The sequence below is a fragment of the Corynebacterium sp. KPL4035 genome (assembly GCF_037908325.1).
Lineage (GTDB): Bacteria > Actinomycetota > Actinomycetes > Mycobacteriales > Mycobacteriaceae > Corynebacterium > Corynebacterium kefirresidentii.
The window spans coordinates 30,597-54,746 of record NZ_JBBMGF010000006.1 but is presented as its reverse complement, the minus strand read 5'-3'; the positions used below and the strand labels follow the sequence as shown (position 1 = coordinate 54,746).

Annotated in this window: 19 protein-coding genes and 1 pseudogene; 5 read left to right on the top strand and 15 right to left on the bottom strand. The window is 57.9% G+C overall.

Annotated features, from left to right (window positions below):
- Positions 1-213: 213 nt before the first annotated feature.
- Positions 214-1,023: a GDSL-type esterase/lipase family protein gene (locus WMP96_RS07005; RefSeq protein ID WP_198010439.1), complete on the bottom strand. Its 810-nt coding sequence runs from the start codon at positions 1,021-1,023 to the stop codon at positions 214-216.
- An 857-nt stretch (positions 1,024-1,880) separates the two neighbouring features.
- Between WMP96_RS07005 and WMP96_RS07000 the strand changes: the two are divergent.
- A pseudogene (locus tag WMP96_RS07000) lies at positions 1,881-3,073 on the top strand (IS1249 family transposase).
- Between the two features lie 329 nt (positions 3,074-3,402).
- Here the strand turns inward: WMP96_RS07000 and WMP96_RS06995 are convergent.
- From WMP96_RS06995 to WMP96_RS06975, 5 genes are all read right to left on the bottom strand, one after another.
- On the bottom strand, positions 3,403-4,416 hold the full coding sequence (locus WMP96_RS06995; RefSeq protein WP_023020077.1) for an alpha/beta hydrolase: 1,014 nt from the start codon (positions 4,414-4,416) through the stop codon (positions 3,403-3,405).
- Between the two features lie 137 nt (positions 4,417-4,553).
- Entirely contained in the window at positions 4,554-6,248 is a 1,695-nt protein-coding gene (locus WMP96_RS06990) for a hypothetical protein (protein ID WP_301716229.1), read from the bottom strand.
- Positions 6,249-6,301: 53 nt separating this feature from the next.
- Entirely contained in the window at positions 6,302-7,282 is a 981-nt protein-coding gene (locus WMP96_RS06985) for a decaprenyl-phosphate phosphoribosyltransferase (protein ID WP_023020079.1), read from the bottom strand.
- A complete protein-coding gene (locus WMP96_RS06980) occupies positions 7,275-7,790 on the bottom strand; it encodes a phosphatase PAP2 family protein (protein WP_301716228.1) in 516 nt (171 codons plus the stop codon). The genes WMP96_RS06985 and WMP96_RS06980 overlap by 8 nt, the downstream gene beginning before the upstream one ends.
- A complete protein-coding gene (locus WMP96_RS06975) occupies positions 7,780-9,732 on the bottom strand; it encodes a glycosyltransferase (protein ID WP_301716227.1) in 1,953 nt (650 codons plus the stop codon). The genes WMP96_RS06980 and WMP96_RS06975 overlap by 11 nt, the downstream gene beginning before the upstream one ends.
- A gap of 106 nt (positions 9,733-9,838) precedes the next feature.
- Here WMP96_RS06975 and WMP96_RS06970 point away from each other — a divergent pair, with 106 nt between their 5' ends.
- Positions 9,839-10,150 (top strand): hypothetical protein, encoded by a 312-nt coding sequence (locus tag WMP96_RS06970; RefSeq protein WP_340432580.1) that lies wholly within the window; start codon positions 9,839-9,841, stop codon positions 10,148-10,150.
- A 17-nt stretch (positions 10,151-10,167) separates the two neighbouring features.
- Positions 10,168-11,100, top strand: a complete 933-nt coding sequence (locus tag WMP96_RS06965; protein WP_340432577.1) for a hypothetical protein — start codon at positions 10,168-10,170, stop codon at positions 11,098-11,100.
- Here the strand turns inward: WMP96_RS06965 and WMP96_RS06960 are convergent.
- From WMP96_RS06960 to glf, 3 genes are all read right to left on the bottom strand, one after another.
- Positions 11,097-11,684, bottom strand: coding sequence for a three-helix bundle dimerization domain-containing protein (locus WMP96_RS06960; RefSeq protein WP_301716225.1), 588 nt, complete (start codon positions 11,682-11,684; stop codon positions 11,097-11,099). The two genes, WMP96_RS06965 and WMP96_RS06960, sit on opposite strands and share 4 nt — an antisense overlap.
- A 65-nt stretch (positions 11,685-11,749) precedes the next feature.
- Positions 11,750-11,950: a hypothetical protein gene (locus WMP96_RS06955; protein WP_023020084.1), complete on the bottom strand. Its 201-nt coding sequence runs from the start codon at positions 11,948-11,950 to the stop codon at positions 11,750-11,752.
- 33 nt (positions 11,951-11,983) lie between these two features.
- Positions 11,984-13,180: a UDP-galactopyranose mutase gene (glf, locus tag WMP96_RS06950; RefSeq protein ID WP_340432574.1), complete on the bottom strand. Its 1,197-nt coding sequence runs from the start codon at positions 13,178-13,180 to the stop codon at positions 11,984-11,986.
- A gap of 146 nt (positions 13,181-13,326) precedes the next feature.
- On the opposite strand from glf, the gene WMP96_RS06945 reads away from it, so the two are divergent.
- Complete coding sequence (locus tag WMP96_RS06945) at positions 13,327-15,225, top strand: N-acetylmuramoyl-L-alanine amidase (protein ID WP_301716224.1); 1,899 nt, start codon at positions 13,327-13,329, stop codon at positions 15,223-15,225.
- Here WMP96_RS06945 and WMP96_RS06940 read toward each other — a convergent pair.
- The 6 genes from WMP96_RS06940 to serS form a co-directional block, all read right to left on the bottom strand.
- On the bottom strand, positions 15,222-16,052 hold the full coding sequence (locus WMP96_RS06940; protein WP_023020087.1) for a Cof-type HAD-IIB family hydrolase: 831 nt from the start codon (positions 16,050-16,052) through the stop codon (positions 15,222-15,224). The genes WMP96_RS06945 and WMP96_RS06940 overlap by 4 nt on opposite strands.
- Before the next feature lie 22 nt (positions 16,053-16,074).
- Positions 16,075-17,622 (bottom strand): glycerol kinase GlpK, encoded by a 1,548-nt coding sequence (gene glpK, locus WMP96_RS06935; protein WP_301716223.1) that lies wholly within the window; start codon positions 17,620-17,622, stop codon positions 16,075-16,077.
- Positions 17,623-17,650: 28 nt separating this feature from the next.
- Positions 17,651-18,388, bottom strand: coding sequence for an MIP/aquaporin family protein (locus WMP96_RS06930; protein ID WP_301716222.1), 738 nt, complete (start codon positions 18,386-18,388; stop codon positions 17,651-17,653).
- Positions 18,389-18,391: 3 nt separating this feature from the next.
- Entirely contained in the window at positions 18,392-20,116 is a 1,725-nt protein-coding gene (locus WMP96_RS06925) for a glycerol-3-phosphate dehydrogenase/oxidase (RefSeq protein WP_301716221.1), read from the bottom strand.
- A 297-nt stretch (positions 20,117-20,413) separates the two neighbouring features.
- Positions 20,414-21,949, bottom strand: coding sequence for a lysophospholipid acyltransferase family protein (locus tag WMP96_RS06920; protein ID WP_340432567.1), 1,536 nt, complete (start codon positions 21,947-21,949; stop codon positions 20,414-20,416).
- Positions 21,950-22,050: 101 nt separating this feature from the next.
- Positions 22,051-23,307, bottom strand: coding sequence for a serine--tRNA ligase (gene serS / locus WMP96_RS06915; RefSeq protein ID WP_301716219.1), 1,257 nt, complete (start codon positions 23,305-23,307; stop codon positions 22,051-22,053).
- Between the two features lie 65 nt (positions 23,308-23,372).
- On the opposite strand from serS, the gene WMP96_RS06910 reads away from it, so the two are divergent.
- Positions 23,373-24,122: a GntR family transcriptional regulator gene (locus WMP96_RS06910; protein ID WP_340432564.1), complete on the top strand. Its 750-nt coding sequence runs from the start codon at positions 23,373-23,375 to the stop codon at positions 24,120-24,122.
- The last annotated feature ends 28 nt before the right edge of the window (positions 24,123-24,150 follow it).

Sequence of the window (24,150 nt, the reverse complement as noted above, 5' to 3'; positions counted from 1 at the left end):
TTCTGTCCAAGAAATTGTCTAAACGCAATGTACCGGTTAGATGAACCAGCGGCGTCGTGAGCGGATAGTTCTGGACCAGTGTGAATACAAACTCAGGAGTCATATCGTCGTTCTTTCTGTGTCAATGACGAAATTGCCGTCTCTTCTAGTAAAAGTCATAGACAGGAATTAGTGGCTATTTCCATCACCTGCCTGTTGACCCATTTGGATGCCTTAGCGATAAGTTTCGGCAATACGCCTACCATAATATCCGTGCCCGGCATCAGTGAGATGCCCGGCCAACTTATGCGGTGAATCGTCAAAGATCGAGGCACCATAACGTCCAGGATCATTAGAGCACCCATTCTTGCCACTTTGAACGGAAATCTCGGCGACCATATCCAGAAACTCACTTCCCGTATGCAGAGCGGCCAATCGTTGCTGTTCTCGCACTTCATCTTGGTAATAGGCCACAAGTGGGAAATACCAGTGACTGGTAACCCCTAGAAGATTGGAGCCACACGTATGATTGTGCCCATCTGTTTCATCTGGGATTCCCAGAAGAATTACTTTTGCGTTGGGGGCGACGCTTTTCACACGGTTAATAGCACCTGTCATTGCCGCATCGTAACGAGCCATTCGTTGGGGCTGTGTAGTCATTGATGGCAAGTTATTTGGCTGGTAAGTGTCGTTAACTCCAGCACTGATAGTCACCAGCCGCGTATTCGCATCGAGCTTACGATCCGCTATTGCTCGCTCAACCTGCTGACGAACTGTGTCATGTGGGATTGCATCATTTCCGTGCGGTTCGACGTATGCAGTCGCTCCCGGACAAGAATAGTCCTCTAGGCGCAGGCCAGTACGCTTCGCAGCCTGAACTGCAAAGTTGTTAGGATCCTGTGCGCAGGAGCCATTGCGAATGGTTGGCCACTCAAGATTCGGGACGTTCTTTTTAGTCTTGTATACCGCCACGTCTAGTGCTGTAGGGTTGGCCGCTACGGAGTCGCCAAAGCTCAGATAGGTTTCCCGAACGTTTTGGTTCACTTGAGGCTTTGGTTGGAGGTTTTTTGGTGCCGCTGGAAGCGGTGGCATTTGCGGCAACGGGGGAAGCGGTGGCATTTGCGGCAACGGGGGAAGCGTCGGCGCTTGTTGAGGTAACGATGGTAAAGAAGGGGCTGCCTGTGCAATTGGCACCCCTGATACCCCGATGGCGAGCGCGACTATTACACCGCAAATTTTTCGTATCTTCATTGGTCCTCTTCTCAAGGTTAAAATTGACTGGCTAATCCTTGAAAGTACCACAGTGGCACTATTTATAGTTCTTCAGCTTTCGTTAAATTGTTACACGTCATCTCAAAGTTCCTCAGGGATATTCTGTATAGCTTGTAACTTTTTTAGAAATCCCTTTCTGCGCTGTATCCAATGTGTCCCCATTACTTGCTAAATCTCCTCGCACTAGAGCACTATATTTGCGCGGATTCCACTACATGCAAACCATAAATGCTTGACCAGCGTTCGGACATTCCTCCGTCTTTTGAGCAGAAGGCGTGTCTAGTTTGTAAGCATGCATTCGAGTTGACACATTGGAATATCGCTTTGGCGGTGCACTGCTCCTTAGTAGGGCCGCTTTTCGTTCAATGCACCGGAATGGCACCTACACGCGCTAACTGACTGCTAGTGCGCTTTACCACTGATACCAAAATTCCCTTGACGCTCTCTTTACGCTGTTCGAATAAAACGGGGGTTGAGGGTCACAATGCATGCCTAAGATCAGTATTTTTAGATTCTGACCTGTAGGGTTTCGCAGGATATATGCTTCGCGGGCGTATATCTGAGCTTCAGATGCGAAATCCACGATGTGGTAGCCAACCCGTGGTAGTAGGCGGTGGTCTGGTGGCCCAATGCCAAAGGATCGACCACGTTGCCACTGCGGCGGCGATACCAAATGCAAAGGAACTACCCGAAGGCGGTGTAAGGCCTGCGGAGTTTCAGTCAATAAAAGCCGACCAGATGTCACCAAAGCTGCCGCATTGAGCCAGTTCATCGAACATTGCATCTCCACAACTTCACTGGAAGCTTTGGCTACACAAAATGGTGTCAGTGCTTCAACAACGAAACGACGCTTTAGCTGGTGCTGGCTTGTAGATGTTCTCGACCTCATCGTCGGTCATACCGGGCGGATCTATGACCAAGTCTTTATCGACGGCACCTACACCGCCAACAGATGTTTAATCGTGGCCGGCACCCTAGACCACGTCATTGCCTGCCACTGGTGCAAGCGCGAAACCACCCATGCCTACACACAGTTATTGGAACGAATATCAGCGCCTTCAATCGCCGTCATTGACGGCGAGCAAGGAGCTGCTAGCGCCATCAAACAGTGCTGGCCTACCACTGTCATCCAACGCTGCCTGGTGCATGCTCAGCGTGTGGTACGCCGCTATACCACCTTACGTCCACGTACTGATGCTGGGCGCCCCATCTACCAACTGGCACCCAGACTCACACGCATTACCACTATCGACCAAGCCAGCCAATGGGGCGCACAACTGAATGGATTCGCCTCGGTCTACCGCACCTGGTTAGAGGAAAAGACCCTCGTCAAAGACCCCAAACAATCCATTGAACGCATACGTTGGCCCATGCAAACGTGCGCAAGGCCTACAACAGCCTGGCGTAGCGACCTGCTGCTTGTCTACCTCACCCCGCCTGAAGGAGTCGTTGATACTCACGAATATAAGCCACCACCAATAGTCTCGAAGGCGGAATCAACCCCCAGTTGAAATTACTAGCGAGAACAAACCGCGGACGACGCGGAGAACGCCAACGCCGAATGCTCGAGTGGTGGCTCTATCTAAAAGCAGAACTGCCCGACGAGCCACTACGCATCGCCAAGCAGTCCCACTGGGGCCAGGACCAACTCGCCAAAGTATCCATCCTGACCCACACCGAGAACCAAGCCGACCACGAAACAGGACGACCAGCCCTCTACGACAACGGTATCGACACCGAGTACACCCACTCAATCGGCATCCAAAAAGGCCAAATCCAATCCCAGCGACACGCCGAGCCAGACACACATTTTGACCCTTAAGCCAAGTTCTCCTCAAAACATCTCGTATCCCACAGGAAATTTTTATCTGGTACGCACGCTACAAGGCGAAACGGCGGAACTCGTGGTGCTATTACTGCTCCATCAATTTGATGGCTATGACCGCAAATAAAATCGGACTAGTCGCGTAGAACCACACCCGTGTCCACTCAATCAGATGTGGCAAGAGACGACCCCCGTAGGGCCATTCAGATTCATACCAATTCAATATAGCGAGACCATGATTGTACTGCGATCTTCAACTCTAGCTGTCGGCCTTTAGTTATAAGGACACTGTTCAAACAACCAACTCTAGTAAATGAACTACTGCGCTACCACGCGTTCATCACGTTCAGAACTTGAGGTTTAGAGCGATTAAGCTGATAACCAAATTGTTCCCAGTTGTGCAGGCCTTGGGCTGGGTAGCTTACAGTCGGATTTAGACCTTGCAGCCGCGCAGCACCTTCCCACACGTGAGTAGTCACGTTAGACCCGACCTCTAAGGCTGCCCCAGCGGCTTGATGCTCTGGCAGATAATGGCTGTCCCCAGGACCAGGAATACCAGAGGCCGAAGAAATATATAGATTAGTGTTACGCAATTGAGGGATCAGCAACAGCGGATCGTTTTGGAAACGCTTCGGATTAAACAGCGATCCGTACATTGCATTGATATTGAAGCCACCAGCATCCAACATAGCCAGACGCATGAACGTCTGTGCCCCCGGAACAGTGGTAGTCAAGAAACCGGAAAAAGACAGCGCTTGCCGGAATTGATTCGGGTGCTTCGCTGCCAGGGTTAGCGCGGCACCAGCGCCCATCGACAAACCCGCAATAGAGTTATTGTTACGTGCAACGCCGAAGTTTCGCTCCAGATAGCCTGGGAGTTCGCTGGTCAGAAACGTCTCCCATTTATAATTAACGGGGTTTGATAGATCGTAGGTCGCAGGCCCCTGCCAATCAGCATAGAAGGAAGCGGCACCGCCAACCGGCATAGCCAAGGTAATGTTGTGCGGCTCGTAGGTCCTTGCAGCATTGACGTCGTTTACCCACGCGTTGGTGCGATCGGTGGCACGGAGACCATCAAGCAAATAGAGGGCAGCATTGCCGCCGCGCTTTGCGGGCTGAATCTGTACCGGGATGGTGCGGCCCATGGCCTGGGACCAAACGTCACAGCGCTGGACCCACCAGGCAACCTTGTCCCACTCACACGTACCAGTGGCGTCACGGCGCAGCCAGTCGCGGTTGGCTGCCTCGGCCGGCTGGGAGCCCGCCACGACGGCCAAGCCCAAAGCTACGGCAACTGCCATGATGACTGAAAGGACGCGACCCTTGATGGAAGCAGTCATCTTTCTCCTCCAAACTACTCGGTGATTGTCACTAAGCTCTATCGTCCGAACCCTGTATATCGTTAACGTCACGGATCGATAACAATGTCACAGGTTAGTGTAACTTAGGTTGGCCCTAAAGTCTGCATTTGAAGGAATTAGTGCAGGTAATCCGAGGGATCCGAGGAGAAGGCTAGAGTCCGCCCGTCTGTCAGGGAGAATTTAATATTTTTCCAGAAACGGTCCCAAGTTAAAGGATCCCTGTAGGTAGCGAAGAGTTTCTGAAAATCGGCGTCGGCAAGAGCGGCGCGAGCCTTGGCAGCCTCGTACTTATCAATCCACGCCGGAACCTCGTCAATATCGACGGCAGAGTCTGCCACCTGCCATGACATGTCCAAGCTCTTGTCGTGCCCAATGCGCCCACCCTCGATGCGTGGCTGGCGCGCCGCCAAAGGATTGCTGAGTCCAATATTGTCCAGCACGCGAATATCCAGCGGTGCATTCATGGAAGAAAGGCCCAAATTGAGCAGGTAAACGGTGGGTGGGTCGGTGCGCGAGGGATCTGCGGGGGCCGCCGTCCACGAGAACCTATCTTCCCCCTTGATATAGCGGAAGGTCATGGCGTCGCCAGCCTCCAGCTCGTCGATACCCTCGTGGTAGTCCTCCATAAACTTGGCGCCGAGGAATTCTTCGGCTCGCCTGGGAGGATTCTCACGCTGGGTCGCGTTGGTCCAGAAATCGCGCTCATCCACGATGGAGATCTCGCCCTCGTAGATGCTGCGGTCCACCGGATGTCCGCGCAGAACGATAACTAGCGCCCATACCGCACAGAACACGGAGGCTATCCATACTCGAACGCTGACCACAAAAATGGGAAGCAGTGCCGCAAAAAGTGGGAGCAAAAGCATGCGACCATGCATGAAATCTCCGCCCACGCGCAGCACGTAGAGCGTGTGAATGAGCGCAGTGCCTTCAAAGAGATAAATAGCGGTGGCAGTAGAACGCACCGCGGTGGGGCGCAGATTTGCCTTCCATAGACCTGCCACGGCGAGCACGATAAGCGGCAGGAAGAGCCAGTATGGGCCGACAAAATCCGCCAGGTAGGTAAACCCCTTGCCCCATTCGGCCCCAGCCGCAGACTTAGCTACGGCCGTGTGCGGGGTTAGTAGACCGTAGTAGCCCATGCGGAAAATCTCATAGGCCAACGGCAGCGGCACCGCGGCGGCAAGAATCTTCCACGAGCGGTGGGATACAAGAAGCACGATTCCCACCAGACCGCCGTATAAAGCGAGCTCTGGGCGCACCAGCCAGGACAATCCGGCCCAGAAGGCGAGCCAATAGGCATCGCTATTGCTCCCAGAGTGGCGGCGCGGGCGCGTCCAACGCAGCAAAAGCCGCCACAGCATAGCGAGATAGAAGATGCACAAGCCCCATTCCAGGCCAGAGGTAAAAAAGTCTCGGGCCGGCGGCAGGGCCAGATACACTAGCGCGCCGGCCGGAAGAACGGCGCCAGTGCGCATGCTTGCCGCAGCGCCCGTACCGACTACCATTGCCGCGACCGCCAGAATGAGCCCCAAGTAAATGGCGATGCCTTCTAGGTTTGCGTGGGTCACCCAGCGCACCAAGAAAATGAGGTACTGCCACAGCGTGGAGGTATTGGCCTCTACGCGTTCGCCCATATTGAACACGGGCCCATTTCCGGCTTCGAGGTTGCGCACGGTGCGCAGGACAATGAGTCCGTCATCGGAAATCCAGCGGCGCGCAAAACCGCCCCACAAAGATAAAACACCGATCACAAGAATGACCGCCGGGGTACTCCAGCGGGCGATACTCTTGTGGTCGGTGTTAAGCACGGGAAGAAAGTTTATCAGCCCCGCGGAAAATTTCTATATCGATTCAGCTGTGTCTAGAACAACGGCATGATATACACCGCCATGGCGATGCAAGCGAGCCAAGCCAAAGCGAGAACCTGCAAAGTGCGGTCCTCCAGTGCAATCTCATCCGGAGCGCCACCCTGGCCGCGGTCCACATCGGCCGCATAGCGCAAGATGGCGATGGTAAACGGCACCATGGAGACTTGGTACCACACGCCACCGGTCTGGGCATCGTTAGCAAGCTCGAAGCCCCAGAGGGTGTAGCAGATAACCACCGCGGTGGCGGCTAGCGTCCACACGAAGCGCAGGTAGGTAGGCGTATAACCTTCCAGGGACTTGCGGATTTTCGCGCCGGTTTGCTCCACAAGAAGGATCTCCGAGTAGCGCTTGCCTGAGGCCATAAATAGCGAGCCAAAGGCCGCCACCAGCAGGAACCACTGCGAAAGCTCGATGCCTGCAGCCACGCCACCGGCCATGGTGCGCAGCATGAAGCCGGAGGAAACCAGGGCGATATCAATCACCGGCATGTGCTTCCAACCGAAGCAATAGCCCAATTGCAACGCGATATAAATCGCCATCACAATTGCCAGCTGCGGGCCAGCGGTAGCAAGGAAGGATAGCCCGATGGACAAGCAGATGAGCACCACGGCCATGACATAGGCGAGCTTGATGGGCAGCACGCCGGAGGCAATCGGGCGGAAGCGTTTGGTCGGATGCTCCTGATCCTCGCGCCAGTCCTTCGCATCATTGATCAGGTAGATGGAGGAAGCGCCGAGGCAGAAGACGACGAAGGCCAAGAGGACATCGACAAGCACGCGGCCGTGAAATAGGGCATCGGCGCCGGCCGCGGCGGGGGCCGCCAGCACGAGGACGTTTTTGACCCACTGCTTGGGACGCAGGGCCTTAATCATGCCATCGACAAGATTCTTCGGCGGCTTGCGCTTGCGGCCGGTATCTACGCCAGAGGTGTGCGGTTCCGAATGGAAAAAGTGCTGGTTTCCATCATCACTCATGCTTCATTCCTTTCATCACGACCTCTGCGGTAGCAGCGCCGATGGCCGCACCCACTGCCGTATCTGTTGGGTAGTGCACTCCGAGGACCATACGCGATGCCATCATGACTGGCACGCCGAGAAGCGGCGCATTGCAGCCGTTAAGGCGGCTCGCCGCCACCAGGAATGCAGTAGTCGAGGTCGCGTGCGAACTGGGAAAAGATAGCTTGGAGGGAGTCTTTACCCCCACGCGCACGTACGGATAATCGGGGCGCTTGCGGCGCACGATGCGCTTGAGCACCACGCTAGCGGCGTGCGCGAGAAAAGCAGCAGCGCCCACCCGGATCCAGCCCTCGCGGCGGCGCTTGTCGACGCCCGCCCCTACCGCAGCGCTGCCCATCCAGCCCAGGGCATGCTCGCCCCAGTGGCTGAGCCCGCGGGCGGTAGGAAGCACGCCGGGCACGTCAAAGGCCGCACCCTGGATGGATTCGAGGACGCGCGATTCTGCTACGGAAAGTTTATTGGGCATCAAAGACCTTCTTCCAGGACTCGCGCGAGGTCAGCTCCGGCTGCGCCGCACGGTATTCAGCGCGCAGGTCATCGAAGTTTTCCTCGATCTCCTTCAGTAGCTCGCGGGTCTGCGATACGAGGTCTTTGGCCAAGTCGCGGTCGCGCTTACGGAAGGCCACACCGGTGCCACCTGCGGTAGAGACGGTGGCAGAGTCCACGCGGGAAAGGGTAAACCACCGGGCCTCGTCCGGAGTGAGGTTAAGCTGAGGCGCCTCGTGGTGCGCAGCGTCTTCCTTGCTCACGAGGTGCTTGAGGCCCTTGATGGCCCACGGGATCTTCTTAATCTTGGCTAGGCGGCCGCCGATATTGCGCGTAGGCACACCCGGCGCGCCGGTGGGAGAGGGCAGCTCATCTGCGGATTCCAAAATAACAGCATCGGAATAGTTCTTGCGGATTTCCGCGATGCGCGGCAGCGAGGACTCCAGGATGTCAAAGAGATGGTCCGGCCCCGCTAGGAAGTCGCGCATAGCTTCAATCTGGATGGCCATGGTGGAGTATTCCATGCACATGGTGTGCTTGAGGGTGGACTTGAAGATGGACTTGGTAATGCCCTTGGCCGGTCCCTCGTGGTACATCGCGGCAACGATGAGGCGGTTGCGCAAGTGGAAATAGGCCTGCCAGTCAATGGCATCATCCTTATCGGCCCAAGCCATGTGCCAGATGGCGGCACCTGGCCAGGTCACCGTGGGGAAGCCATTGCGCGCCGCGCGCAGGGAATACTCGGTATCGTCCCACTTGATAAAGAGCGGCAGCGGCTGGCCGTTGGTTTCTGCCACAATGCGCGGGAAGAGGCACATCCACCAGCCGTTGTACTCCACGTCAACGCGGCGGTGCAGCGCGCGGGAATCGTACTTCTTGGGATCTAGGTGAGTTTCGCGGGTACCGATGGCGCGCAGCGGGTACTTGGCAAAGTCGTGGTCGTAGACGGCGTGCGGTGCCGCACCCCACATGAAATCGGCACGGTTGACGCGCTCGCCGGTAGTGCGCAGCTGGGAGCGCTCCTGCAGGTTAAGCATTTGGCCACCGACGATAATCGGCTTGGCAGCGTAACGGGCCGCTTGCACCGCGCGCAGCACGGAATCCGGTTCGATGGCGATGTCATCGTCCATATAAAGGATGAAGGGCGAATCGGTATTTTCCAGCGCCTCGTACATAATGCGGGAGTAGCCACCGGAGCCGCCCAGGTTGCCCTGGCGGAACTCGCGGAAGCGCTCGCCAAAGTGAGCGACTGCCTCGTCATAGCCTGGCTCATCAGCAGGGTGCTGGTTGCCTTGGTCCGGCATGAGGACGAAGTCGATGATTTCATCGACTACTGGGTCCTCGGCCAATGCCTTAAGGGCTGCTACGGCATCGGTCGGGCGGTTGAAAGTGGGAATGCCTACCGCCACGCGCTTGTCTTGGGCCGGCTGCTCGGTGCCGTCCGGCAGCACCTGCGGGCCGGGGGCGTGGGGGGAGCACCAGGCGGCGTCGGCAAGCGTGGTTTCCTGCTCGGCGGTGATATCGAACCACAGCCAGCCGCCGTCCTCGAAGTTCTTGAGCGGCAGCTCAAACTCGTGGTGGCCGGTGCCTACCAGGTGGTTGGCCACGGAAATGCGCTGGCCATCCTGCTTGGAGCGGTAGAGGGAAATATTTGCTTGACCCTCAATGTCCAGGCTGAGGATCACGGAGCGCAACTGGGACCAGCGGCGCCAGTAGGAAGCTGGGAAGGCGTTGAAGTAGGTTTCAAAAGATGCTTCCTCGCCGGCCGGAATGGTGACGGAGGTGCGGTTAAACCAGCTGAGGCGTTCGCGGTTTTGCTCGGCCTCGATGAGGTAGAGCATCCGCACATCAAAGGGTTCGCCGCGCTTAGGCAGCAGGATGCGCTGCAGGGGCTCATGGGCCTGAGTGTTGTTGGCAGTCACGATAGCTTCGATTCTCCAAACGGTATAAACAGTAGTCAGCGATTTAGCGTAGTTGCTTTTGCATAAGTACTACGGTTTACACGCGGAGCCCGTATGATGGAACATCATGAGATGGGTTCCTTGCGCGGCAGCAGTAGGTCTTCTCGCTGTAGCCAGCGCGCCCGCCGCTATCGCAGAGGAAAAGCCCGCGGTGGAGTTTCTGGACCACGCCCAAATCCTCAGCAATTCGGACGAAGACGCCATCAAATCGCAAGCACAGTCCATGCATTTGCCGGATTCCGTGCACGAGGTCGTCTACGCTACGTATCCGAACTCGGGCGAGGAATTTTCCCGGACTCTGTTCCATGACTTGGTCCGCGAGCATCCACATTTCATCAACGGAAGTGGGTTACAGAAAATGTGCTCGTCATCGCGGTAGGTTTTGAGCCCAATAGTATGGCTGTGCACTGCGGCACAGAGGTGTGCCAGGACATCAAGATTTATGACGAGGGCCGCGTGGACGGCATCTTGGACCAGATGCGGCCGGCGCTGGCGGACGATGACTATACCGTCGGCATGATCCTGGCGACGCGCGCCGCCGCGGATACCACCGTGCGCCGACAATATACGCAGGATGTGCCCACGTGGTCCGTGTTCATCGCAGCCACTATGGTGCTCGTGGTTCTGGGCGCGGTCGGCCTCATTACCTACTTGTTCATCCGCCGCGCCCGAGTGCGCAAGCGCTTCGATTATATTAAGGGCGCTCGCGACGGGGCTGAGGAACTCATCAAGCGCACGGAGGCACGGATTGACGCCCTGCATTCCCCCTTGGCGGGCGATTACCTGAAGGTGCAGTGGCGCTCTCTGGTCAATCAGTACACCGATGCGCGGCCAACACTGAAGGCGCTGGAAAACATCCAGGACTATTCCCTGCACGCTGCCTCCATCAAGGAGGCATACAAAGCGCTCAAGCAGATCAATACGGCCGCAGCACAGATAGATTCCTTGGAAAATTTCTGCGCCGGCGATACTGCAGTGCGCGCGGGCGAGGTGCAATGGCTGCTTGGCGACGCCCAAGCGGCCCTCTCTCGCCAGCCCGACAACGCCAGCTTGCGCCAGATAACGCAGCGCATTAATGACCTGTCCCAGGATCTGTCGCGAGAAGACTTCGACTCCGCCTTCGCTCGCGTCCTCGAGGACTACCACCCCATGGTGGGCGCGCTGCCAGAAAGGCTATATCCGCAGCGCGACCGCAAAACTCCCCCACTCCTGGGTACGCCGGAATGGCGCCCCGGCATGGGCACGCACTACATGCCCTATAGGTTTGCGGGCTTCTGGGTGGCCAATAATAACGTCTCCTCCCAGCTGCCCGACCCATATCGCTTCTAGGCGTTGACCGGTTCGGCTACCGGGTCAATGCCCAGCTTGTTGAGCATGTAGAGTACGCGGGCTTCGAGGTCATCAGCCAATTCGCGCGCCTCCTCCACGGTATCCGCGGCAGGAATATCCCAGATTTTGATGTCCTTGCCTGCCTCATCGCGTTCGACCTCACGGCCTAGGAACACGATATAATCCGGCATCGCTACCGTCCGCACCTCATCAAGGTACTTATTTGGAGCCTCACCCATACCGCGCTCGTTCATGACGTGGGCGAGGTGGCCTTCTGCCTCGTTTTCCGGGTGGGCAACGGCGGTATCTACAAAGAGGGCCTCGCCGGCGTGCTTGCGGGTCAGTTCCGCCGCAGCCTGGGCCAGCGCATTATTAGTACCGGCGGCAAAGCGGATATGAAGGCGGTGAGCGCCGAAGTATTCACGCACCTCACGCTCCACCAATAGCGGCACGAATTCTTCGAGCTCTGCCTTCTTGGTGTGCTTGGCAATAACCTCATCGAGCTTGGCATCGATTTCTGCGGCGGTGTACTCGTGACCGTAGTTTTCGTGCAGATCCTGACGCAGGGTTTCAAACTGGTTCATCGTTATCCCCTTTCTCGGATTATTGTCCCGTTTGCTACGTGTTAACCTGACGTTAACTTTACAGGTTAACGGTGGGTTAAGTCAAACGGTTGGGTTAAACCCAATAGTTTTCTGCGCCGAAAATGCGGGAAGGCCCGCCGGGAGTTCCGGCAGGCCTTCTTGGACTGTTCCTTCTTTTTATCGGGAATGCGCGATGCACGGCTACGCAGTTTTAGATGCTCTTGCAGCCGCTCCGGCGACATTTTCCACATGCGGCGATCAGCCATACCGTCACCTCCTTCCTGTAGAGGTGATCAAGTTTAGTGGCCACGCTCCTGTTCGATAGCCTTGCCCTCGTTCCAGAATGGCGCGAGCTTATTATCAAACATGGACAGCGCGGAACCGATAGCCATGTGCATATCCAGGTACTGGTAGGTGCCCAAGCGGCCGCCAAAAAGAACCCTATTGTCCTTCGACTCCTGGGCGGCGAGCTTGCGATAGGCCTCCAGCTTAGTGCGGTCTTCCGGAGTATTAATCGGGTAATACGGCTCATCGCCTTTATCGGCGAAGCGCGAATACTCCTTCATGATGACCGTCTTGTCCTTCGGATACTTATCCTTACGCTCCGGGTGGAAGTGGCGGAACTCATGGATGCGGGTGTAGTCCACGTCCGCATCGTTGTAGTTCATCACCGGGGTGCCCTGGAAGTCACCGGTATCCAGCACCTCCAAGTCAAAGTCGAGGGTGCGCCAACCCAGCTCACCCTCGGCAAAATCAAAGTAGCGATCCAGTGGGCCGGTGTAGACCACGGGTGCATCTGGGGACTCGGCGCGCAGCTCTTCGCGCACCTCGAACCAATCGGTATCCAGGCGGACCTCAATATTGTCGTGGTCAGCCATGTTTTCTAGCCATGCCGCGTAGCCGTCGACCGGCAGGCCCTCATAGGTGTCGTTGAAGTAGCGGTTATTGAAGGTATAGCGCACCGGCAGGCGGGTGATATTCGCGGCCGGCAGCTCCTTCGGATCGGTCTGCCACTGCTTTGCGGTGTAATCACGGATGAAGGCCTCATATAGCGGGCGGCCGATGAGCGAGATGGCCTTCTCCTCCAGGTTTTGCGCCTCTTCCGGGGAGAATTCGCCGGCCTGGTCCTTAATGAGCTGGCGGGCCTCATCCGGGGAGTAGTAGCGGCCGAAGAACTGGTTGATAAGACCCAGGCCCATCGGGAATTGGTAGGCGGTGCCATCGTGCATGGCAAAGACGCGGTGCTGGTAGTCGGTGAAATCGGTGAACTTATTGCAGTAGTCCCACACGCGCTTATTAGAGGTGTGGAAGAGGTGCGCGCCGTACTTGTGCACCTCGATTCCGGTGGTGGGTTCGGCCTCGGAGTAGGCATTGCCGCCGAGGTGTTTGCGGCGCTCCACAATGAGCACCTTCTTATCCAGCTGGCTAGCGGCGCGCTCGGCAACCGTTAGACCAAAAAATCCAGAGCCAACAACGATGAGGTCATAAGAAGTCATGGCCTCCACTTTATTGCACTACGGCAGCTGACACGGCGCATCGGCGTGTCGCAACAGATTTCACAGAAGTCACAAACGTACCATCACTATCAACTCTTAACTTTTGGCAACCGTTTTTACAGCTGCACAACCCTAGGGAGATAACAGTGCAACAACGACGTCGACTAGTACCCACCAGGTCAAAATGGTCCACCCCCGTCATCGCGGCGGTCACCTCCATCGCGCTCGCCGTGACGGCCGCATTCGGCGGACAGCAAGTTCTCAAGACCCAAGACTCCGGCAACGGCGGCCCCATTGAGGTCAAAAACGCCTCCGCTAGCTTCAGCGACGGCGAATCCATCGTCGTCGATGACCCCGCCGTAGCCGCGCAGGGCGATGGCGAAGGCCGCCGCGCGGTCAAGCAATTCCACCGCGATGAAACCTTCAACATGTTTGCCGTCACGTGGGAGGGCAAGCGCGATATCAACTCCTTCGTGCGCTCCAAGCAGCAGGATGGCTCTTGGAGCGAGTGGCTGCCCATGGATGCGATGAACTACTCCGAGGGCAAGAACGGCACCGAGCTCATCTTCGTGGGCGATACCAACGATGTGCAGGTCTCTATGGCCAACGTTGACCTCGTGACCGGTTCCAACCTCGACAAGAAGGAAGACTCCCTCCTGGACAAAGCCGCTAAGGGCGCTGATGCACATCGCCCGGCACCGCTTGCGTACAACGTCGGCGATATCTCCCCCGTGGCCGATGAGCGCACCCAGGTTGCGGATCTCGACGCCGTGTTTATCGACGGCAATGCCCAGGAAGGCGAAGCTATCGAACCCACCGCGGAAACCGCGGGTATGCCCAAGGTTGTCTCCCGCGCCGGCTGGGGTGCCGATGAGTCCAAGCGCTGCCAGCAGCCGACCTACGACGATGGCTTGAAAGCCATGACCCTGCACCACACCGCGGGTACCAATAACTACACCCGCGCGCAGGCGGCGGCACAGGTTCGCGGTGCTTATGAATACCATGCACAGACCCTGGGCTGGTGCGATATCGGCTACAACGTGCTGGTAGATAAGTTCGGCACCATCTATGAGGGCCGCTATGGCGGTTTGGACAAGGCTGTACAGGGTGCCCACGTAGGCGGCTTCAATGCCAATAACTGGGGCATTTCCATGATTGGCAACTACGAGGAAACCGAGCCTTCCCGCGAGATGCTCAACTCCGTGGCCGAGATTGCGGGCTGGAAGGCCGCTATTTCTGGCATCGATCCAATGGGCAAGGCCAGCTTGTACTCTGGCGGATTCAACGGCTCCAAGTTCCCTGCAGGAACCATGGCCACCGTGCCGGCGTTCGCGGGCCATAATGATTTTCACTACACGGCCTGCCCGGGTCAGTACACCATGCGCCACTGGGACGAAATCCGTAAGAACACCAAGCGCAAAGCGGATGCCATTAAGTCCGGTAAGAACAGTACGGATCTGAATTGGCAGAAGGCTCCTCAGCCCAATTCCCCCAAGACCCCGCAGCAGGTAGGTGAGGAAATCACGTCCTCGCTGGGCGACGTCGAGGTACCGGTCTCGACTATCTCCGCCCTCGCTGGAATCGCTGCCGCAGTCTTCGGCGTGCTCATCGCCAACGACCGCCTGCAGAAGCCTGATACCGATCAAAAGGTGGCGGGCAACCTGACCACCGGCGATATTCCGGAGATTGTCAATAAGGTCGTACAGGTTTCGAATAACGAAGGCCTCAAGGAGTCCTGGACCTCCGTCCTCAACGCTTTCGGCCCGGTACTGGGCCTGGCAGTTGGCGGCCCGGATACCACCGATGGCGGCAAGATCCTCTACCAGCTCTTCCAGAATGGCGTGGTGCTCTCCTCTAAGGAGTCCGGTACCAAGGCGCTCACCGGTGAAATTGCCAAGAAGTGGTCCGAGGGCGATAATGCCTCCAAGCTCGGCCTGCCTACGTCCAACGAGGAGAAGAACGGCAAGGAAATCCGCGTGAAATTCCAGGGCGGCGAGATTGTCTACAACACCGAAACGGAAAAGGTAGACATCTTCACCGACTAGAACCAGCGCTCTAGCACCTTTGCCACGCCCGCCTGGTGGTTAGCAACGGTGACCGCGTCCGCGGCCGCCTTAACCTCTGGGTGGGCGTTTTCCATGGCCACACCGCAGCCAGCCCAGCGCAGCATCTCAATATCGTTAGGCATATCCCCAAATGCGATCGTCTCCTGCTGCGCGACGCCGGTGTGCTCAGCCAACCATTCCACCCCGCGGCGCTTGGTCACATTGGGCGCGGCAACCTCCAGAATCCCTTCCTGCATGGAATACGTCAGGTGCGCGAGCTCCGGATCGATATGGGGCGCGATGAGCTCATACAGCTTCGGAGCGGAGTAGTCCGTATTGCGGATAAGAAATTTCACGGCAGGCTGCCCCACAAGCTCGCCCATGCTGACCACCCCGAAGCCTTCAAAGAGGGCGTTTTCGGAGTAGTGGCGTTCGACTACGAAGAGGTCCTCGACGGCGTCGCCAAGCGAGCCTCCTGCCCGCTCCGCTCCAAAGCCCACGGTACCCAACACCGTCTGGGCCACATCTACCACTTCTGCCAACGCTGCGGGTGAAAGCTCGTGGGCGGACATCACGCGGTCCTCCGCGGAATCATAGAGCACCGCCCCATTCGAAGTCACACACACCGGGCGGACGGGAAGCTGCTCCAACACGGGCGCTATCCACCGGAACGGCCGGCCAGTGGAAAGCGCAAAATAGGCACCCTGTTGGACCGCCCGCGCCACGGCGTCACGGTTGCGACGCGGGACACGGTGGTTGCGGTCCAGCAGGGTGCCATCAATATCGCTCGCGATGAGGCGAGGAGCGCGGGCAGGGAAATTCTCCATACCCGCGAGTTTACTTCAGGACTTAGAAGTCCAGATCCTCGTCCTCGTTATCTTCCCAGTCCAAGGAACGCTTAATAGCGCGCTTCCAGTCGCGGTAGAGAGCCTCTACCTCTTCCTTCTCACGCTTCGGCTTAAACACCTTCATGTCTCCTGTCTGGCTACCCAAAACGCTCAGGTCATCCCAGAAGCCATTGTCCAAACCTGCCGCGAAGGCCGCGCCGGTCGCGGTGGTCTCGATATTCTTCGGACGGTGTACTTCCACGCCGAGCATGTCCGCTTGGAACTGCATCAGAAGTTCGTTCATGGTCATGCCGCCGTCCACGCGCAGCTCGGTGATCTCCACACCGGAGTCTGCCACCATCGCATCGGCCACGTCGCGAGTCTGGTATGCAGTGGACTCGAGCACGGCGCGAGCCAAGTGCTTGCGGTTGGCAAAGCGGGTCAGGCCCACGATGACGCCACGAGCATCCGGGCGCCAGTACGGAGCGAAGAGGCCAGAGAAGGCAGGCACGATGTAGACGCCGCCGTTGTCTTTAACTTCGCGAGCCAGGTTCTCGATGGACGCAGCATTCGGGATAATCTGCAGATTATCGCGCAGCCACTGCACTAGGGAACCGCCCATGGATACGGAGCCCTCCAACGCGTAGACAGGACGTTCGCCCTCACGCTGGAAGCACACGGTGGTCAGCAGGCCATTCTCAGAGAACTTCGGGGTGGTGCCCGTGTTCAGCAGGAGGAACAATCCGGTTCCGTAGGTATTCTTTGCAGAGCCGGCGCGGAAGCAGCCTTGGCCAAACATCGCAGACTGCTGGTCACCCAGGATGGCGCGGATAGGAACACCGGAGAGCGAACCGCGCTCACGCACGGTACGGAAATCACCGAGGGATGGGCGAATCTCCGGCAGCATGGACATTGGGATGCCCATTTCCTTGCACAGTTCCTCATCCCACTCCAGCTTTTCGATGTCCATGAGCAGGGTGCGGGAGGCATTGGTGACGTCGGTAGCGTGCAGAGCCTCACGGCCAGCATCGCCCTCGGCACCGCCGGTGAGGTTCCACAATAGCCAGCTGTCAATGGTGCCGAAGAGCAGATCGCCGGCCTCGGCGCGCTCGCGGGCACCTTCGACGTTATCGAGGATCCACTTCACCTTCGGTCCCGCCGGGTAGGAGTTGATGATCAGACCGGTGCGGCGGCGCCACTTTTCTGGTCCTTCCTCACCCGAGAGTTCCTTACAGATGGCGGTGGTACGGGTATCTTGCCAGACAATGGCGTTGTAGACCGGCTTACCGGTGTGCTTATCCCACACCACGGTGGTCTCTCGCTGGTTGGTGATACCTACCGAGTCAATGTCTTCCACGGTGATGTCGCCATTGGCAAGAGCCTCACCGACGGCGCGACGGGTATTGCTCCAGATTTCTTCCGGGTCGTGTTCTACCCAGCCCTTTTCGGGAAAGATCTGCTCGTGTTCGAGCTGACCAACGGCAGCCTGCTCGCCGTTGTGGTCAAAGATGATGCAGCGCGTCGATGTGGTTCCCTGGTCGATAGCGGCGACGTATTTCTTGTTAGTCATGTGTCTAGTCTCCTATACGAAGATGGAATTAGAGCGCAACGGACAACAGGCCAACGGCTACGGCCGCGACCAATGGGGCCACGATAGGAACCCAAGCATAGCCCCAGTTCGCGCTACCTTTGTCCTGGATGGGCAAGATGAATGCATAAGCAATTCGGGGGCCCAGGTCACGGACCGGATTGATGGCATAACCCGTAGGGGTACCCAGGGACAGGCCGACCGACACCACAACGAAAGCAACGGCAAAGTAGCTCATTGGGCCAAGCTCGCCGCCGGTGGGGCCGAAGGCGATGAACATCAACAGCACGCAGGTGGCGATGAACTCCGTCACCGCATTCCAGCCGTTCTTAGGATGTGCCGGCTTGGTAAAGAAGATACCGTTGGTGTCCTTATTGGCGCCGGTGACGTTTCCGGCGTCGTCGTAATTATTGGCGTCGAAAAGCTGCTTGAAGGCAGCCCATGCCAGGATGGCACCGAGGATTGCGCCAAGGATCTGGCCTAGGCAGTAATACGGAACCAGGGACCATTCGAGCGATCCATTGACGGCCAACATTACGGTGACGGCGGGGTTGAGGTGCCCGCCCGTGGGGTCGGCCACGCTGGCGCCGACGAAGACCGCCATGCCCCAGCCTAGGGCGATAACGACCCAATCGGAGCCGCGCGCGCCAGAGGTGCGCAGGTTTACCAGCGCACATACGCCGTTACCTAGAAGGAGCAGCAACGCGGTGCCGATAAACTCCCACAGGAATGCATCAAATCCGGTCATAACTTATACCTCGTTTTGGGTAGGTCGGGCAGATCCTGCGCGGACCAAAATGTCATTGGCCTCGCGGTCAGTTACCGCAGCTTCTGCTTCAAGTTCGGCCTGGGTGTGGGCTTTGAATTGGGATACCTCGCGCTCCTTGTCGGCGTCACTCCAGCCCAGCAGTGGTGCCACAAAGTCAGCAACTGCCGGGGCGGCATTCACGCCGCGGTCGCCAAACTCGATGGCGATACGCAGACGACGGGACAGGATGTCCTCCAAGTGCAATGCGCCTTCGTGAGTGACGGCGTAGCGGACCTCGGCCCACAGGTAGGACTCGGCACCTGGAACTGGCTCCAGCAGCGAAGCATCCTCGGCTGCAGGTGCCAAAACCTCACCCAGCAGGGAGCCATAGCGGCCAAGCAGGTGCTCGATGAACTTTTCGCTCAGGTTGTAGCGACGGGCCAGAGATGGGACTTGGTTAGCTAGAGCATGGTAGCCAGCGGCGCCCAAGATCGGGGTTTGCTCAGTGATGGACTCTGGCACCTTGGTATCTAGTTCTTGGACTGCTAGATCCACGGCGTCCTTACCAATGACGCGGTACGTGGTGTACTTACCGCCGGCAACAGAGACCATGCCTGGGGCCACGCGCGCAACGGCGTGGTTACGGGAAAGGTTGGTGGTGGAATCAGACTTGCCGGACAGCAGCGGGCGTAGACCGGAGTAGACGCCCACGATGTCATCGCGGGTGATCTTACGGCGTACGCGCTGGTTAACCTGGTCCAAAATATAATCAATATCGGACTTGGTTGGTGCCGGATCCGGCAGGGACAGTCCCTTTTCCCAATCGGTGTCGGTGGTACCGATGATCCAGTACTCGCCCCATGGGATAACGAAGAGGACGGACTTTTCGGTGACGAAGCACAGGGCTGCCTCTGCATCGAGCGCATCCTTCGGCACGACGATGTGCACGCCCTTGGAGGCGTGCACGGTGAACTTGCCCTCCACGCCGGCCATCTCTTGAATCTTGTCATTCCACACGCCGGTGGCGTTGATAAAGACCTTGCCGCGCACGGTGGTCTCGCGGCCGGTGGCGGTATCGCGAACCTTCGCGCCTACGATGCGGCCGCCGCGGTCCTTGTCAAAGCCAATGACCTCGGTATTGGTACGTACATCGGCCCCATACTCGGCGGCGGTACGCAGCACGGTCATGGTGTGGCGGGCGTCATCAACCAAAGTGTCGTAGTAGCGCACGCCGCCCACAATGGCATCTTCTTTCAGGCCCGGGGTCACCTTCAGCACGCCCTTTCGAGTCAGGTGCTTCTGCATTGGCACGCTCTTCGAGCCGCCCATGAGGTCATAAAGAGTAAAGCCACCGAACATCATCACGCGCTCCCATACGTGGTGGGTCAGCGGGAAGATGAACTTCAGCGGCTTCACCAGGTGGGGTGCCAGGGTGGACATGTTCAGCTCGCGCTCCTTGAGGGACTCCGCCACTAGGCGGAAGTCAAACATGGCCAGGTAGCGCAGGCCACCGTGGAACATCTTGGAGGAGCGAGAAGAGGTACCTGCGGCGAAGTCGCGCGCCTCAATGACGGCGGTCTTGAGGCCACGGGTAGCGGCGTCCGCTGCCGCACCGGCGCCTACGGAACCGCCACCGATGATGACTACGTCGTAGTCCTCATCCGCGTATCCATTCCATAGACTTTCAAAGTATTCGGGGTTAAAGGCTTGGTTGCTTTGCTGGGTCATTGCTGACCGCATCTCCTTCCTTGGTGCTTGCATGTGCCTGCGCCATAAATCCATGAATGAGATGGCAAAAGCACAGCTAAGAGCAGTTAAATTGTGGTTTCGGTGGAAAGATTCACACCTCGGCTGCAGAGATTTTATCTCCTTAAACCTATGATAGGAGTCACGGACGTCAGTTACACAGACGGTTACTCACACGTAGGTTTCAGGCCCGTAAGCAGTAGCTTTCTTAAAATACTTAGCCACCCAAAAAGAAAAAGCACCCCCTCGCGGGGGTGCAAAGCAGACGCAAAGCCCGCGCTATTTCTGCGCTAACCGCGCCATCACTTCAAGCACTTCGGACATTCCGGCTTTCTCCGCAGAATATGTGACTGCTTGGGCGCCCTTGACCACCTCAATAGGAGCAGTTTCCAAAGCCACCACCGGCATCCAGTCAAGGAAATCCTCATCTCCTGGCTCATTAGCAAAGACCAGAGTCTCTTCCGGCCCATCCTGCAGATCCTCGAGGATGCGTTCCACGCCTTGCGCCGCGGTGGCGGCGGTGACGGACAGGGCGCCGGTATCGAGACGCGGCTGCACAGCATCCTCATCAATGACAACGCTCCACACGGCTTGCGGAACATCCACCTCACCGGCGGGTGATATCACGATCAGGACTTCGGCCGCCGGGTAGATCTCCGCCAAAGCCTTGTGCAATCGCGGAGTCAGTGCGCCATCTTCCCAATTCAGCGCGCTGCTGTGCGCCACTACTACGCGGGGGATGGAAGAGAATTGTGCCTTCATGCGGTGCGGCAAGCGCGAGACGATAAGCCGGGATTGGGTAGCTGCCGCCAACAGGCCCTGCTCTGCTACGGAACCGGCCCATATCTCCTTACTGCTGGCCGTGATGGACGCTTGGGTTTGCGCCACATCCGACTTCAGCTGCGCCATGACATCCGCGACCTTATCGCGACCTTCATCCAAGCCGCGGGTTGCCTCTTCAACCACGGCATTGAGGTTGTGCTTGATCCACTCCAAGGTCTCCGGGGCGGTACGCGCCTTATTCTTTGGCTCCTCCCCGTCCGTTCCCTTGGCGGCGGCCATGTGATTGCGCACCAAGTCAACCGTAGTAACGGAGACGCGTTCTTTGAGGCCCACTAGATCGTCGCGCAACCGGCGTACGCGATGACGTTCGGTCTCCACTTCAGCATCGCGAGCTTCTGCCTCATCAAGGGTAGGAGCCCCTCCACCTTTACGGGCGGGCACCCAGTATTCACCGGCAGGCATGGGTCCAAATTCGGCTTCGTACTGCTCCCATAGTCCTTCCAACGCCTCTTGCATACGGCGTCGAATCTCCGCGGTATCAGCCTCCGCATCCCCGGTGGGATAGTACGGTTCGAGGGCGGTAATAAAGACAGGGGTCTTGGTCCGTCCCAGGTTCTTTTTGTGCCCCTTGGTCCACAGGCGCTGCGAACCAAAAATGACCTGTGGGATTACCGGCACCCCCGCCTCATAGGCAATGCGGGAGGCGCCACTTTTCATGCTGCGGATTTCAAAGCTGCGAGAAATTGTGCCTTCAGAAAACACGCCCACGAGTTCGCCGTCCTTGGCCAGCTGTACCGCTTGGCGGAAGGAGGCGCTGCCATCGATACGATCAACTGGCACGTGATGCATCGCCCTCAACAACGGACCTGCCACCGGGGCTTTAAAGATTCCAGCTTTAGCCAGGAAGCGTACGAGACGCTTCTTGCGATAGGCCAAAAAGGCGCCGAAAAGGAAATCCATGTAGCCGGTGTGGTTACAAACCAACACCGCGCCGCCCTTATCGGGGATATTTTCCTCCCCCGAAAGGCGCATTTTTAATCCCTGTGCCAGAGTCACCCCCCTGCCAATGTGGGTGATCTGGCGGTACAGGAAATTCGTCGCAGCGTTCATAACTCTCCAGGACGACGGCGGACTTACTGCGGGGTCAGGACATCCTTGCCCACGAACGGGCGCAGGGCCTCAGGGACAACGACGGAGCCGTCGGCCTGCTGGTGGTTTTCCAGAATGGCAACGAGCCAGCGGGTAGTCGCCAGCGTGCCGTTCAGGGTAGCTGCGGTCTGAGTCTTGCCGTTCTCGTCGCGGTAGCGGGTGGACAGGCGGCGTGCCTGGAAGGTGGTGCAGTTCGAGGTGGAGGTCAGCTCACGGTAGGTGTCTTGGGTAGGAACCCAAGCCTCATTGTCGAACTTGCGGGCCGCCGAAGAACCGAGGTCGCCACCGGCAATATCGATGGTGCGGTAGGGCAGTTCCATGGCTGCAAGCATGTCCTTTTCCATGGACAGAAGGCGCTGGTGCATTTCTTCCGCGTCCTCCGGCTTGCAGTAGACAAACATCTCCAGCTTGTCGAATTGGTGGACGCGCAGGATGCCGCGAGTGTCCTTACCGTGGGAGCCAGCCTCACGGCGGAAGCAGGAGGACCAGCCGGCGTACTGCAGCGGGCCATTGGAGAGGTCGATGATCTCATCCTTGTGGTAACCGGCAAGGGCCACCTCAGAGGTGCCTACCAGGTACATATCATCGGCCGGTAGGTAATAAACCTCATCGGAGTGCTGGCCCAAGAAACCGGTGCCGGACATAATGTCTGGGCGAACCAGAACTGGCGGGATCATCAGCTTGAAACCGGCTTCGCGCGCCTTCTGCGCCGCGAGCATCAGCATTCCCAGCTGTAGGAAGGCGCCATCGCCAGTGAGGTAGTAGAAACGAGCGCCGCCTACCTTAGCGCCGCGCTTGACGTCAATAAGACCGAGGGACTCGCCCAACTCAAGGTGATCCTTTGGCTCGAAGTCGAACTCAGGAATCTGGCCTACTTCTTCTACCACTACGAAGTCATCTTCGCCGCCGGCCGGGGCACCTTCAACCACGTTATCGAGCTTGTACTGCAGCTCTTCCACCTTGGCCTCAGCGGCAGATTGTGCCTCTTCCGCCTCCTTGACCTTGGCCTTCAGCTCATTAGAGCCCTCCAGCAGTGCCGGACGCTCCTCTGGGGAGGCTTGGCCAATCTTCTTGCCAAAAGCCTTCTGCTCAGAGCGCAGTTCGTCGGCCTTTTGGATAGCAGCGCGGCGCTGCTCATCAGCTTCCAAGAGCTGATCTACGAGGGAGGGATCCTCACCTCGGTTCACCTGGGAAGCACGGACAACGTCGGGGTTTTCGCGGAGTAGCTTGAGATCAATCACGAATGTAAGTTTAGCGTATTGGCAACGTCTTGCGGTGGTAATAACCAGCGAATTATGATGGCTTTATGTCCGCCGTTCAGCTCCCCGCCCGCACAATTACGGACGGTCCCGTTCCAAAACACACCCAATTGCACGATATCCTCGAAGAATTGTGCCGCACGACCCTCAAACCCGGCGATATCTTGCCCGGCGAGAGGCTTCTTGAAGAAACCTATGGCGTGTCACGGATCACGGTACGCCGCGCCATCGGGGATCTTGTCGCGGCCGGAAAACTGCGGCGCGTCCGCGGAAAGGGCACCTTCGTAGCGCCCAATCCCCTTGTCTCCCGGCTCCACCTAGCCTCATTCTCGGATGAGATGGGCGCACAAGACGTCACTGCCTCCTCCAAAATCCTTACCAGCGGACGCAGCAGCGCCCCGGAGGATGCCGCCTTCTTTTTTGATACGCCAGCCCAAACCGAACATATTCATCTGCGCCGCCTGCGCTTGGGCGATGGCGAGCCCTACTCCATTGATGACGGCTGGTATAACTCCACATATGCGCCCAGCCTGCTAGAAACTGACACCTACAATTCGGTCTACGCCATCCTCGACTCCGTCTTTGACGTCCCCATCACCGATGCGGATCAAACGGTCTCGGCGATTTCAGCCGATGCGGACACTGCCCCGCTTCTCGACGTCCCCGTGGGCACCCCACTGCTGCACATCGTGCGCTACTCCCGCTCGGGCGATAGGCCGGTGGAATGGTGTTCCTCCGTCTATCGCACCGACCGCTACCGCCTGACTACCCGGGTGGCTAGGGAGAACAGCATCTAGCCAGCACCCTGCTTAACAGGTAAGATTA